Consider the following 12,114-nt stretch of genomic DNA (forward strand, 5'->3'; position numbering starts at 1 on the left):
AGAGCCATCCGTTTTTGAAACGACCGTAGGAGATACTGCTATACGTCCCCCAATGATGCGCCGCCCGCTGGCGCCGCCGCCGAAGTCCGGCCCCCGGTATAACGAGTTCATCACCGTGCCCAAGGTGCGCGTGATCGACGACGAAGGCGAAAATCTGGGCGTGATGTTTACGCAGGAAGCGATCGAGCAGGCGGCCGATGTGGGCCTCGACCTGGTCGAAGTCTCCCCGAACGCCGATCCGCCAGTCTGCAAGTTTCTGGACATCGGCAAGTTCAAGTACGAAGCCCAGAAAAAGGCGAATATCGCCCGCAAGACCCAGAAGACGCAGGAACTCAAAGAGATCAAGATGCGTCCGAACATCGACGATCATGACTATGATACGAAGATGAAGAAGGTCCATGATTTCATCGGCGACGGCGACAAGGTGAAGATCACCCTGCGCTTCCGCGGCCGCGAACTCAGCCACCAGCAACTCGGCATGGCCCTGTTGCAGCGCGTGGCCGAAAATGTCGGCGAAATCGCGAAGGTCGAAGCCTATCCGCGCATGGAAGGCCGCCAGATGCTCATGGTGCTGGCACCGAAATAAGCCGTTCGATCATACGAACCGCAAAAAGGGCGGGGTCTGGATGCAGACCCCGCCCTTTTTGGTTTTGGGGCAATGGATGTTGATCACCCATAACATCATCCTGGCCTTGAGCCGGGATCCCGCTATTCTTAGGATCAAACACACATGGCGGCAGAAGAAGCGGGATCCCGGATCAGGTCCGGAATGACGAACGTAGAGCGCCGCCCCCCGCCCCCCTATCCGTTGGGCACCAGCAGATATTTCTCGCCCGTACGCCGCGCATTATAGGTCAGCACGGCCTCGCGGGTCAGCGCGTCCTTCAGCGAAATCCGCGCCTTATATGAACTGGCGAAGGTCGTGGTCAGGCTGTCGCGCACCCGCGCCCGCATCCGCTCGCCCACTTCGGACGGCGCGCTTTGCAGGAAGGGAAAGAGCAGCCAGCCGCCCACATTCCAGCTGAAACCGAAATTGCGATTGAGGATGGTCGGCCCGGTGTCGAGCGCGCCATAAATATAGGCGCTCTTCGCGCTGTTGGAGCCATAGCGGCTATAGACCTGCCCCTCCGACGCCACCTGCTCCATCGCGTGCAATATCTGCCCCACCAGCGTCCCGCCGCCGATCGCATCGAAGGCCAGCGTCGCGCCAGTAGCCCGCAACGCCACGCGCAGATCCTCGCCGAACGTCTCGCTGCTGCTGTCGACCACATGGTCGGCGCCCACGCCCTTCAGGATCGCGACCTGCGCCGGACTGCGCACGATGTTGACCAGCGGCACGCCATCTTCCCGCGCGATCCGGACCAGCATCTGGCCCAGATTGGAGGCGGCGGCAGTGTGGACGATCGCGCCATGCCCATCGCGGCGCATGGTTTCGACAAAGCCCAGCGCGGTCAGCGGATTGACGAAAGCCGACGCCCCCTGCTCGGCGGTGGCCTCATCCGGCAGGGGCATGACCGTTCGGGCGTCGACGATACGATATTGGGCGAACATGCCGCCCGGCACGCAGGCCACGCGCTTGCCCAGCAACGCCTGCGCCTTCGCCGAATCGCCCGCAGCGATCACCGTGCCAGCGCCTTCGTTGCCGACCGGCATCGCCTGCCCGACCCGCGCCGCCATCGCCCGGCGTGCGCCGTCGGGCATCTGCGCCACGATACGGCCCTCGCCATAATCGGCATCGGCCACATCGGCCGGCCCGAACAGCAGGCCCAGGTCTGACGGATTGATCGGCGCCGCCTCCACCCGGATCAGGATTTCGTGCCCCTGCGGCGGCGGCAGGCTTTCCTCCGCCAGTTCGACGACCAGTCGCCCGTCATCCGTCAGGGTGGATATTATCTTGAGGCCGTGCGTGTCGGTCATGCTGCTGCTCCCGTGATGATGGAAGGCAGGTAGGCACTCGGCGCGCGAGTGCAAGCAGGCCCGACCGGTTTCGATCGGGCCGCGGCGCATATCATGATGTCAGGCAAAAGGACGGCAACGATCATCGCCGCCGGAATAGTCAGCGCCGCGCGATCAGAGCGCCTGGCCGTTGCCGGCAGCGTTGGTCGAGGTCGCCGCGATCGCGGTAGACCCGAGCACCGGAGAATCCTCCGGCTGGAGCATGAACATGCCGACCGCACCGATGGCGAAACCGCCCAGGAAGCGCAGGAACAGGTCGGACTTCAGGAATGCCAACATGGCAGACGCCTTTCTCATATATCTTTCAGGCCTTCTAGACCTGCTGACTAGCTCCATGCGTCTTGCCCCTGACTGAACGGCCACCTGCCCTTGAGCGGGTTTCGACCAATGCCAGCGATAGAACGACGAACGGATGCAGCCTTTTAATCAGTTTCTCTATGCAACGGGCATATAAGCCATGCCGCGCCAATCGCAAGACGGTGCGGCGCGAAAAAGACCGTTTCCATTTTATGACATATCGGAAAAAAACCGGCGCTTTCACGCCGGTCCTTCCCGTGTCGCAGATGCGAAGTGGCGCCGCTTATTTCAACGCGGCGCATGCTTCCTGAATTCGCGTGCAGGCCTTTTTCAGCACATCGTCCGAGGTCGCATAGCTGATGCGGAAGGCCGGCGACAGGCCGAAGGCGGCGCCATGCACGGCCGCGACCTTGGCTTCGTCCAGGAAGTAGCCGATCAGCGTTTCGTCACTGTCGATCAGCACGCCCTTGGGTGTGGTCTTGCCGATCACGCCGCTGGCGTCGGGATAGACGTAGAAGGCGCCTTCGGGCGTCGGGCAGTCGAGGCCCGGCGCGTCGTTCAGCATGGCGACGACCATGTCGCGGCGCTTCTTGAACACGCTGTTGCGCTCTTCCAGAAAATCCTGCGGGCCGGTCAGCGCGGCGACGGCGGCGGCCTGGCTGATCGAGCAGGGGTTGCTGGTCGACTGCGATTGCAGCTTGCTCATCGCCTTGATGATCCATTCGGGGCCGCCCGCGAAGCCAATGCGCCAGCCGGTCATGGAGAAGGCCTTGGAACAGCCATTGACCGTCAGCGTGCGGTCATACAGCTCCGGGCATACCTGCGCGATGGTGGCGAAAGGGGTCGATGCGTACCAGACATGCTCATACATATCGTCGGTCATCACCAGCACATGCGGGTGACGCAGCAGCACATCGGCCAGCGCTTTCAGCTCATCGGCCGAATAGGCGGCGCCCGAGGGGTTGGACGGCGAGTTCAGCATCACCCACTTGGTGCGCGGTGTGATCGCGGCTTCCAACTGGGCGGCGGTGATCTTGTAACCCTGGCTTGCCGGGCCTTCGATGAAGACCGGCTTGCCGCCCGCGAAATTCACGATGTCGGGATAGCTGACCCAGTAAGGCGCCGGGATGATGACTTCATCGCCCGCATCGACCGTCGCGACCAGCGCGTTGAACAGGGTATGCTTGCCGCCCGAATTGACGCTGATCTGGCTGCGCTTGTAGATCAGGCCATTGTCGCGCTTGAATTTGAAGGCAACCGCTTCCTTGACGTCGGCAGTGCCGTCCACGTCGGTATAGCGGGTCAGGTTCTTGCGAATGGCCTCGATACCCGCTTCTTTCACGAAATCGGGCGTGTCGAAATCGGGCTCACCGGCGGACAGGCCAATAACGTCCACACCTTCGGCTTTGAGCGCGTTCACGCGGGCGCTCATGGCGAGCGTGGCGGACGGCTGGATGCGACCGAGGGCAGCGGAAGTCTGGCTCATGGTAATAATCTTTCGAAAGAATCCCCGAGGCCCGCAATAAGGCGGACGCGGAGCGCCTTAGTGCGCAACGGACGATCCGGCAACCGGCCACTGGCCGCTTATTGGCTTTACGGCAGGATAGTGTGGCTATCGCGCCCCAATCAGTGCTGCAATGTCGCCGCGACCATGCCGCGCGAGGCGTTGCCGATGAAGAAACCGCGCTCCAGATCATGGACGCGCAGGTCGCCCTCCACCGCTTCACCCATCTCGATCAGGCTGCGGCGCAATATACCCGGCAGCAAGCCGCGCGACAGCGGCGGCGTCACCAGCTTGTCGCCACGCTCCACGAAGATGGAGGAAAAGCAGCCTTCGGTCAGATAGCCGGCCGCGTCGATCAGCACGACCTCATAAGTGCCGCCCCGTTTCAGCGCATCCTTGTAGAGGCTGCGGTCGCTGGTCTTGTGCAGCAGGCGCTGGTCGTCGGCCGGCGCATGGCGCGGCACGGCGGCGACCCGCATGATCGCGTCGGGCCAGGTCCGATGAGCGCGCACCTCGATCGCCAGCGATCCGCCGCGCGACGCCATCAACCGCACCCGGCTGCGTTCGCGAAGGCGGAAGGTCGCGGCCTGCAATTCGTTGCGCACATCATGGCGATCGAACTGAAAGCCGAGCGCGTCGGCACTCGCCTTGATCCGCTCAAGATGCAGGTCCAGCAACCTGATGCCTTCGAGTGGATCGAAAGCCATGGTTTCCAACAGGTCGAACCGTCCGTCAGCCAATGCCATTGAAACTTCTCAAGCCCCACAGCGCCAAAAGTCAAGCGCCCCAAAGATCATAGGAGTGAAAGGAACCGCCCCTTGGCCAGACACTCCGCCCATTCCGAAGCACAGTCGGAATCCGCGACGACACCCGAGCCAAGGCCAAGGCGCCCCACCCCCGCGCCTTCTTTGACGCAAAGGGTGCGAATGGCAACATTGAACGCCGCGTCGCCCTCCGGATCGATCCAGCCCATCGTGCCGGTATAGACGCCGCGCGGGTGCGGCTCGACCGCGTCGATAATCTCCATCGCCCGCACCTTGGGCGCGCCGGTGATGGAGCCGCAGGGGAAGAGGATGCGCAGCACATCGACCGGCGACAGGCCGGGCAGGATGCGCGCGCGCACGGTCGACACCAGCTGATGCACGGTCGGATAGGTTTCGACCTTGAACAGGTCGGGCACGGTCACGCTGCCGGCCTGCGACACGCGCGACAGGTCGTTGCGCAGCAGGTCGACGATCATCAGATTTTCGGCGCGCTGCTTGGCGTCGCTTTCCAGCCAGCGCATCTGCGCTTCGTCCTCGACCGGATCGGCGGCGCGGGTCGCCGTGCCCTTCATCGGCCGGGCGGTCAGCTGGCCGCGCACCTGCGTGAAGAAGAGTTCGGGCGAAAAGGACAGGATGGACTGCCCGCCGGTGCGGATGACGCCGCCATAGCCCGCCGCCGCGCGCGGCCGGATCGCGGCATAAAGGGCCATCGGATCGCCCGACAGCGCGACGTCGCAGGGGAAGGTCAGGTTCACCTGATAGATGTCGCCGGCGTGGATATAATCCTGCACCCGGCCAAAGGCGGCGGCATAGGCGGCCTCATCGACCAGCGGCCGCAACGGACCGACCGTAGCGCCCGACGGATCGGGCAGCAGGCCGGGCAGGTCGGCCGACGGGATCAGCCTGACCCCTTCGAACAGGCCGAACCAGAGCAGAGGGCCGGCGGCGCCGTCCTGCCCGGTATGGGATCGGGCATGGGCGATCGGCGCCAGCCGATCCTCCAGCGCAAGCCCCGCTTCATAGGCCATATAGCCCGCGACATGCAGGCCCTGTTCGCGCGCCTCGGCCAGTCGGTCCAGCGCAGGCTGAACATCGGCCATGGTCTGCGCGGCGATGACCTCCACCGGATCGCGATAGAGCCGCGCCGCCGCGCCGCGCGGACGGGCATCGTCGAACAGGCAAAATTCTTCATGAGGACCGGGCAGGCGCATGGCGCTTCCTAACAGACTTTACGATCAGCGGAAGGCGCTATGGCGGCGATGGGACGTTGCGCCGCGTCATCAAAGCCCGTAGCGGACGGGCCATGACCGATCCGACGCCCCGCGAAGACAGTTCCGGCGAACGCCCGGTCGGCCCCGCCATCGCCCACGGCCTGCGCGGTCGTTGCCCGGCCTGCGGCGAAGGACGGATGTTCGCGCGCTTCCTGAAACCCGCATCGGCCTGCCCGCATTGCGGCCTCGCGCTGGACGGGCATCAGGCGGACGATTTCCCCGCCTATATCGTGATCCTTCTCCTGGGTCATATCTTGGTGCCGTTGATGATAGAGGTGAACAGCGCGCTGGCCATACCGCTGGGCTGGCAGGCGCTGATCTGGCCCGGCCTGGCGATCATCCTGGCCCTGGCGATGATCCAGCCGGTCAAGGGCGCGGTCATCGCCGTGCAGTGGAGCCGGCGCATGGCCGGTTTCCGCTAAGAAACGCCTGACCGGTCCTTATCAGTCCGGCTGGCGCAGGAAGTTCAGTTCCATCGCTTCCCGCAGCGTGTCGTCGATCGACCGGCGGCCTTCGGCGCCATGGGTGACGACCGTGGTGTCGCAGGTGGCGACGCATACGCCCTTCTGGAACCCGGCCGAGCTGATCGTCCAGCTGGTGCGGCCGATATGGCCGATCGCGCAATGCACTTCGAACGGATAGGGGAAATGCGATTCCTCGACGAAGTTCAGGTTCACGTTCGCCACCAGCCAGCGCACGCCCTGTTCCTGCGGATGGCGGCCCATATGATGATGGAAACGGATGCGTGCGGTTTCGAAAATGCCGGAAATCGCCACATTGTTGATGTGGCCCATGGTGTCGAGATCCTGGAACCGCGTGTCGATGCTGGTCACGAAGCGATAGGCTTGCGGGTTCAGACGCCAGGATTCGGGTTTGGCCATGTCCTGCAATTCCTTATTATGATCGTTTCTAGCCTCTTAACCCGGATGGCGGGTGATGCAATCATACCCGCAAAAAGTGACGCTGGTGCGGCCTTTTGGACACATAGGGCGGATATGCGGCAACGAAGCGTTTCCGGCACGCCCAATGGACTCGGCCCGCGCGCCCGCCTAGTTTCGCGATCGATATGATAACGGATCAGGCATCGCGCGTATCGGTCCATCGGATCGGCCGTGGCGACGCGCCAAGGGAAACGACCATGCAACGCTACAGCCGCGCCGCCATCTTCCTGCATTGGGCCATCGCCGCCCTGCTCGCTTTCCAGATCGCCGTCGGCTGGGCGCTGGAGGATCTGGGGTCGCATGGCTTCTTCCTCTATCAATGGCACAAGTCGGTCGGGATGCTGATCCTGGGGCTGACGCTGGCGCGGATCGCCGTGCGTTACTGGAAGCCGCGCCCGGCGAAGCTGGAGGGCGGCTGGCAGGGCGCACTCGCCTCGGCCGTGCATGTCGGCCTTTACGCCTTCATGCTCGGCGCGCCGCTGACCGGCTGGGCCTTGGTATCGACCGCGAAGGTCAAGGTGCCGACGCTGCTTTTCGGCATCATTCCCCTGCCCCATCTGCCGCTGCCTGCAGCGAGCCATGCGCGGGCCGAAAACGGCCATGGCCTGCTCGCCTGGCTCGGCATCGCGCTGTTCCTGCTGCATGTCGCGGGCGCGCTGCGTCATCATGTGATGATGGGCGATGGCCTGATCTGGCGCATGATACCGGGCCGATCGCCGATCCTGCTGGTCGGCCTGCCCGCCCTGATCGCCGTCGGCTTCCTTGCCGGCCGCGCGATCCTGCCCGCGCCGCAAGCCGCCACCACCGCGCCCGTCGCAGCGGAAGCGGACAATGCGGTGGAAGAAGAGAGCAATGCGGCGGAGGTGGCCAACGTCGCCGCGCCTGCCGACAATGCCGCCGCCAACGCCAGCGAAGCCGCAGCCGAAGAACCCGCCGGCCCGCCGCCCGCCTGGACCGTGCAGCCCGGCGGCCGCATCGGCTTTTCGGTCGGCAATGATGGCGACACGATCAGCGGCAGCTTCGCCAAATGGACCGCCGCCATCGTCATGGACCCCGACCATCCCGACAGCGCGGATATCAAGGTGACGATCGACATGGCCTCGGCCAGCGTGGGCGACGCCTATAAGGACGGCATGCTGCCGGGCGACGAATTTTTCGGCGCGGCCGCCCATCCCACCGCAACCTTCGTCGCCAAGGGCGCGGAAGCCACCGGCCCCGACAGCTACCGCGCCCGCGGCACGCTGACGCTCAAGGGCGTGTCGAAGCCGCAGAGCATCCGCTTCACCCTGTCGGGCAAGGACGCCACCCGCAAGATAACGGGCAGCGCCACCATCGCCCGCGCGCCCTTTGGCGTGGGCAATGGAGACAGCAGCAACGGCCTCGCCCCACAGGTGGCGGTGACATTCGCCTTCACGGCGAAGCGGAAGGACTAAAACATCGTTCGCGCCGAGTGGGGTGTGATATAGTCTTGGCGCATGCGCCTCTTGCTCCTCCCCGTCGTCCTCGCGGCCGCATCCCCCGCTCCGATCGCGGCACAGGCGTTCATGTTCGAAACCGGCACCACCCTGCTCGGCAAATGCCGCAACAAGGCGCCCGAATATGCGCTGGCCTGCACCGCCTATATCGTCGGTGTGGTGGATGGCATCCGCAAGGACATGTTCATCGGCCGCGCGCGCCCGGTCTGCTGGCCCGACCGGATGAGCGCGGACGACGCCCGCAAGACCGTCATCGCCTATCTCGAACGCTGGCCCGACCAGCGCAAGGCGCCGGCCTCTGTCCTCGTCAGCGTGGCCTTGAACGAGCGCTGGCCCTGCACGAAATAGAGTGAGCCGATTAGCCTGATCGCGACAATTCATTGCGCGCATCCATGGCCTAACTGGTACATTCTTGCCTTGCCTCCCGCTAAAGCGTAGGGGCGGCGCCTATTTTATCTTGTGCGAAGGAGACTCGACGTGGCGGCGAAGTGGACGCCGGAAAGCTGGCGGGAGCATAAGGGCATCCAGATGCCCTTTTACAGGGACGCAGAGGCGCTTGCCTCGGTAGAGGCCCAGCTTGGCCAGTTTCCGCCCCTCGTCTTTGCGGGCGAGGCACGGAATCTGAAGACGGACCTGGCAAAGGTCGTGACCGGTGACGCCTTCCTGTTGCAGGGCGGCGATTGCGCGGAAAGCTTTGCCGAATTCCATCCGAACAATATCCGCGACACGTTCCGCGTGCTGCTGCAGATGGCGGTGGTCCTGACCTTCGCGTCGAAGCTGCCGGTGGTGAAGGTCGGCCGCATGGCGGGCCAGTTCGCCAAGCCCCGCTCGGCCGATACCGAGACGATCGGTGGCGTGGAACTGCCCAGCTATCGCGGCGACAATGTCAACGACATCGCCTTCACGCCCGAAGCCCGCGAGCCGAACCCGCAGCGCATGGTGCAGGCGTACAACCAGTCGGCGGCGACGCTGAACCTGGTGCGCGCTTTCTCGACCGGCGGCTATGCGTCGCTGGATCGCGTCCATGGCTGGATGCTCGATTTCATGGGCCGCTCGCCCTGGGCCACGAAGTTCGAGGCGATGGCCGACCAGATCGGCCAGGCGCTCGACTTCATGCGCGCCTGCGGCCTGTCGGCGGACACGGTGCCCCAGCTTGGCGGCACCAGCTTCTACACCAGCCATGAAGCGTTGCTGCTGCCGTTCGAACAGGCGCTGACCCGTCAGGATTCGCTGACCGGCGACTGGTACGACACGTCGGCGCACATGCTGTGGATCGGCGACCGCACCCGGTTCGAAGGGTCGGCCCATGTCGAATATCTGCGCGGCATCGGCAACCCGATCGGCCTGAAATGCGGTCCCAGCCTGGAGCCGGACGCGCTGCTGCGCCTGCTCGATGTTTTGAACGCGAAACGAGAAGCCGGGCGCATCACGCTCATCACCCGCTATGGGCATGACAAGATTGAGGCGGGCCTGCCCAAGCTGGTGCGCGCGGTGTTGCGCGAAGGGCATCCGGTCATCTGGTCGTGCGACCCGATGCACGGCAACGTCATCAAGGCGGCCAATGGCTACAAGACGCGTCCGTTCGAGCGCATCCTGACCGAAGTGCGCGGCTTCTTCGCCGTGCATCGGGCCGAGGGCAGCATCGCCGGCGGCATCCATGCCGAAATGACCGGGCAGAATGTGACCGAATGCACCGGTGGCGCCATCGCCATCACCGACGAAGGTCTGGCCGATCGCTACCACACCCATTGCGACCCGCGCCTCAACGCGGCGCAGAGCCTGGAGCTGGCTTTCCTGCTGGCCGAAATGCTCAACGAAGAACTGAAGGAACGCCGCGCCGCGGCGTGACGCAAAAAAGGGGCGGGATCGCATGATCCCGCCCCTTTTTTATCCCGCGTTCTTCATGAGTTTTGACGCTATGAAGCCGCCGACAAGAACCGTTCCCCGGCGCAGGCCGGGGAACGCTTAGGGTTGCTACGCTCCGTCAGCCTTCCGCTGCCACCACCACGATGTTCAGCGCAGCGCCGCCCTGCGCGATCGCAATCAGCCGATCGACATTGGGGTGCGCGCCCGGACGATTGCGGGCATCGGCCACATGCTCGGCGAACAGCGCCAGCCCATGATCTGCCGCCGCCGCGTCCAGCGTCCCGAACGCCTGCCCCAGATAATGATAGAGCGCCAGCGAACCCTGCTTGCCCGGCTGGTTCTCGATGCTCGCGATGACCACGCCGTCCGCGTCGGTCAGGTCGACCCGCGCCAGCCCGTCGATCGACGGCAATTGCGCCAGATTATCCTTGAAAATTGCGCCCGGTTCGATGGTTGCCAGCATATGTCATGTTCCCGCATTGATAGGTCGCGGCGCCTCTCGCATCTTATGGCGCGCGCTGCAATCGGCTGCCCTTGGGCGGAGGCTGGGATGGGTGATTAGGGGACTGGCAGCTTATCTTAGCCCTCTCCCGTTTTCACGGGAGAGGGTTGGGTGAGGGTCTTTCTTCTTGCTGGCAGAAAATGCTTGTCCAGAAAGAAGAAAGACCCTCACCGACATCGACTAGGCAGCAAGCTGCCAAGTCTCCGTTGCCTCTCCCGCAAAGGCGGGAGAGGGTAACAGGAGCGCCCACAAATCCAACACCCTTCCAATGTAGGATTTTATCTGATCCACCCTGATAAATGGATCACCGCCCCTATCAGCGTCCGCCCCCACCATCGCCGTCGCGCGCACGGCGCGCCTCTGTCGCATCAGCGCCGCGTGCGTGGCGCGTGGCTGTCCCCCGACTGTCGCGCAGGGGACGCGCAACCGTCGCGTCACAGCGGCACATATGGCGCCCACCCGTGATCCACCTGTCGCGCCGCTGTCGCGCAAGGGACGCTTCGCGATCGCCTCTCGAGCGCTTCGAACCGAAAAAAGCCGACAACGGTGTGAACTTCGCTCCTGTCGCGTCGCAGGCGCGTCGCGACCTACGCCCCGCCGGCCCGCTGCTTGGCCTTGCGCGCGAAGATGTTCAGCACCTCGACCAATGTGGAGAAAGCCATGGCCGCGTAGATATAGCCCTTGGGCACATGCACGCCGAAACCGTCGGCGATCAGTACCGCGCCGATCATCAGCAGGAAGCCCAGCGCCAGCATCACCACGGTCGGGTTGCGGGCGATGAAATTGGCCAGCGGATCGGCCGCGATCAGCATCACCGTCACCGCCACGATCACGGCGATATACATGACCGCCAGATTGTCCGTCATGCCCACCGCCGTCAGGATGGAATCGAGCGAGAAGATCATGTCCAGCACGATGATCTGCGCGATCGCCGCGCCGAAGGTCATGGTCGCCACGCCCTTCTTGTCCAGCACGCCGTCCGCCGGCGCCGGGTCGACGCTATGATGGATTTCCTTGGTCGCCTTCCAGATCAGGAACAGGCCGCCCGCGATCAGGATCAGGTCGCGCCAGGAAAAATCGGTTTCGAACGTCGGCGCGCCATGCTGGTCCAGCGGGCCGGAAAAACCCAGGTTGAAGACCGGCTGCGTCAGGCCGACGATCCATGCGATCATCGACAGCAGGATCAGCCGCATGATCAGCGCCAGGCCGATGCCGATCTTGCGCGCCCTGGGCCGCTGCGCCTCGGGCAATTTGTTCGTCAGGATGGAAATGAACACCAGATTGTCGATGCCCAGCACGACCTCCATCACCACCAGCGCGATCAGCGCGGCCAGGGCTGTGGGGTCGGTAAAGGCGGTGATCAGACTGTCCATGACGCTCCTCTTGGCCAACGCCCATATTGGGCCTTTTGGCACGGCATCGCAACGATGGGGCGGCCCGCCTGTTCCAACAGACATTGTTTGTCACATGACAGCGCTAACAAGCCACGGATGACATTGCCTGCCGCTGGACTAGGCCGCGCCGCTGCCCTAGCGAGA

General features: G+C 64.2%; 13 protein-coding genes. 5 read left to right on the forward strand and 8 right to left on the reverse strand.

The genetic code is table 11. The annotated features are described in order from the left end of the window. Positions 1–52 precede the first annotated feature (52 nt). Positions 53–586, forward strand: coding sequence for a translation initiation factor IF-3 (gene infC / locus F4U94_RS03410; protein ID WP_120251901.1), 534 nt, complete (start codon positions 53–55; stop codon positions 584–586). 215 nt (positions 587–801) lie between these two features. On the opposite strand, the gene F4U94_RS03415 is transcribed toward infC, so the two are convergent. The 5 genes from F4U94_RS03415 to pabB all read right to left on the reverse strand — a co-directional run bounded on the left by F4U94_RS03415 (position 802) and on the right by pabB (position 5,732). Further along, entirely contained in the window at positions 802–1,917 is a 1,116-nt protein-coding gene (locus tag F4U94_RS03415) for a zinc-binding dehydrogenase (RefSeq protein WP_150411839.1), read from the reverse strand. A 153-nt stretch (positions 1,918–2,070) separates the two neighbouring features. Continuing rightward, positions 2,071–2,235, reverse strand: coding sequence for a hypothetical protein (locus F4U94_RS24275; RefSeq protein WP_170271897.1), 165 nt, complete (start codon positions 2,233–2,235; stop codon positions 2,071–2,073). A gap of 301 nt (positions 2,236–2,536) precedes the next feature. After that, on the reverse strand, positions 2,537–3,739 hold the full coding sequence (locus F4U94_RS03420) for a pyridoxal phosphate-dependent aminotransferase (RefSeq protein ID WP_120251899.1): 1,203 nt from the start codon (positions 3,737–3,739) through the stop codon (positions 2,537–2,539). Between the two features lie 140 nt (positions 3,740–3,879). Next, positions 3,880–4,503, reverse strand: coding sequence for an aminotransferase class IV (locus F4U94_RS03425; RefSeq protein ID WP_120251898.1), 624 nt, complete (start codon positions 4,501–4,503; stop codon positions 3,880–3,882). A 47-nt stretch (positions 4,504–4,550) separates the two neighbouring features. Further along, positions 4,551–5,732 (reverse strand): aminodeoxychorismate synthase component I, encoded by a 1,182-nt coding sequence (pabB, locus tag F4U94_RS03430; protein ID WP_120251897.1) that lies wholly within the window; start codon positions 5,730–5,732, stop codon positions 4,551–4,553. Between the two features lie 92 nt (positions 5,733–5,824). Between pabB and F4U94_RS03435 the strand changes: the two genes are divergently transcribed. Beyond that, the gene (locus F4U94_RS03435) at positions 5,825–6,214 is read left to right on the forward strand and encodes a DUF983 domain-containing protein (protein WP_120251896.1); all 390 of its coding nucleotides are present in this window, start codon (positions 5,825–5,827) and stop codon (positions 6,212–6,214) included. A gap of 21 nt (positions 6,215–6,235) precedes the next feature. On the opposite strand, the gene F4U94_RS03440 is transcribed toward F4U94_RS03435, so the two are convergent. After that, the gene (locus tag F4U94_RS03440) at positions 6,236–6,673 is read right to left on the reverse strand and encodes an acyl-CoA thioesterase (RefSeq protein ID WP_120251895.1); all 438 of its coding nucleotides are present in this window, start codon (positions 6,671–6,673) and stop codon (positions 6,236–6,238) included. Between the two features lie 257 nt (positions 6,674–6,930). Here F4U94_RS03440 and F4U94_RS03445 point away from each other — a divergent pair, with 257 nt between their 5' ends. The 3 genes from F4U94_RS03445 to F4U94_RS03455 all read left to right on the forward strand — a co-directional run bounded on the left by F4U94_RS03445 (position 6,931) and on the right by F4U94_RS03455 (position 10,056). Then, entirely contained in the window at positions 6,931–8,166 is a 1,236-nt protein-coding gene (locus tag F4U94_RS03445) for a YceI family protein (RefSeq protein WP_120252327.1), read from the forward strand. A gap of 42 nt (positions 8,167–8,208) precedes the next feature. Beyond that, entirely contained in the window at positions 8,209–8,556 is a 348-nt protein-coding gene (locus tag F4U94_RS03450) for a Rap1a/Tai family immunity protein (RefSeq protein ID WP_120251894.1), read from the forward strand. Positions 8,557–8,685: 129 nt separating this feature from the next. Then, complete coding sequence (locus F4U94_RS03455; protein WP_120251893.1) at positions 8,686–10,056, forward strand: class II 3-deoxy-7-phosphoheptulonate synthase; 1,371 nt, start codon at positions 8,686–8,688, stop codon at positions 10,054–10,056. 136 nt (positions 10,057–10,192) lie between these two features. Here the strand turns inward: F4U94_RS03455 and F4U94_RS03460 are convergent, their stop codons facing one another. Beyond that, positions 10,193–10,537: a DUF2322 family protein gene (locus F4U94_RS03460; protein ID WP_120251892.1), complete on the reverse strand. Its 345-nt coding sequence runs from the start codon at positions 10,535–10,537 to the stop codon at positions 10,193–10,195. Positions 10,538–11,163: 626 nt separating this feature from the next. Next, entirely contained in the window at positions 11,164–11,949 is a 786-nt protein-coding gene (locus tag F4U94_RS03465) for a TerC family protein (RefSeq protein ID WP_120251890.1), read from the reverse strand. Between the last annotated feature and the right edge of the window lie 165 nt (positions 11,950–12,114).

Source organism: Sphingobium limneticum (genome assembly GCF_008710155.1).
Lineage (GTDB): Bacteria > Pseudomonadota > Alphaproteobacteria > Sphingomonadales > Sphingomonadaceae > Sphingobium > Sphingobium limneticum.

Coding starts and splice junctions, on each gene's coding strand:
- infC (WP_120251901.1), top strand. CDS start 53: ATGATGCGCCGCCCGCTGGCGCCGCCGCCGAAGTCCGGCCCCCGGTAT.
- F4U94_RS03415 (WP_150411839.1), bottom strand. CDS start 1,917: ATGACCGACACGCACGGCCTCAAGATAATATCCACCCTGACGGATGAC.
- F4U94_RS24275 (WP_170271897.1), bottom strand. CDS start 2,235: ATGTTGGCATTCCTGAAGTCCGACCTGTTCCTGCGCTTCCTGGGCGGT.
- F4U94_RS03420 (WP_120251899.1), bottom strand. CDS start 3,739: ATGAGCCAGACTTCCGCTGCCCTCGGTCGCATCCAGCCGTCCGCCACG.
- F4U94_RS03425 (WP_120251898.1), bottom strand. CDS start 4,503: ATGGCATTGGCTGACGGACGGTTCGACCTGTTGGAAACCATGGCTTTC.
- pabB (WP_120251897.1), bottom strand. CDS start 5,732: ATGCGCCTGCCCGGTCCTCATGAAGAATTTTGCCTGTTCGACGATGCC.
- F4U94_RS03435 (WP_120251896.1), top strand. CDS start 5,825: ATGACCGATCCGACGCCCCGCGAAGACAGTTCCGGCGAACGCCCGGTC.
- F4U94_RS03440 (WP_120251895.1), bottom strand. CDS start 6,673: ATGGCCAAACCCGAATCCTGGCGTCTGAACCCGCAAGCCTATCGCTTC.
- F4U94_RS03445 (WP_120252327.1), top strand. CDS start 6,931: ATGCAACGCTACAGCCGCGCCGCCATCTTCCTGCATTGGGCCATCGCC.
- F4U94_RS03450 (WP_120251894.1), top strand. CDS start 8,209: ATGCGCCTCTTGCTCCTCCCCGTCGTCCTCGCGGCCGCATCCCCCGCT.
- F4U94_RS03460 (WP_120251892.1), bottom strand. CDS start 10,537: ATGCTGGCAACCATCGAACCGGGCGCAATTTTCAAGGATAATCTGGCG.
- F4U94_RS03465 (WP_120251890.1), bottom strand. CDS start 11,949: ATGGACAGTCTGATCACCGCCTTTACCGACCCCACAGCCCTGGCCGCG.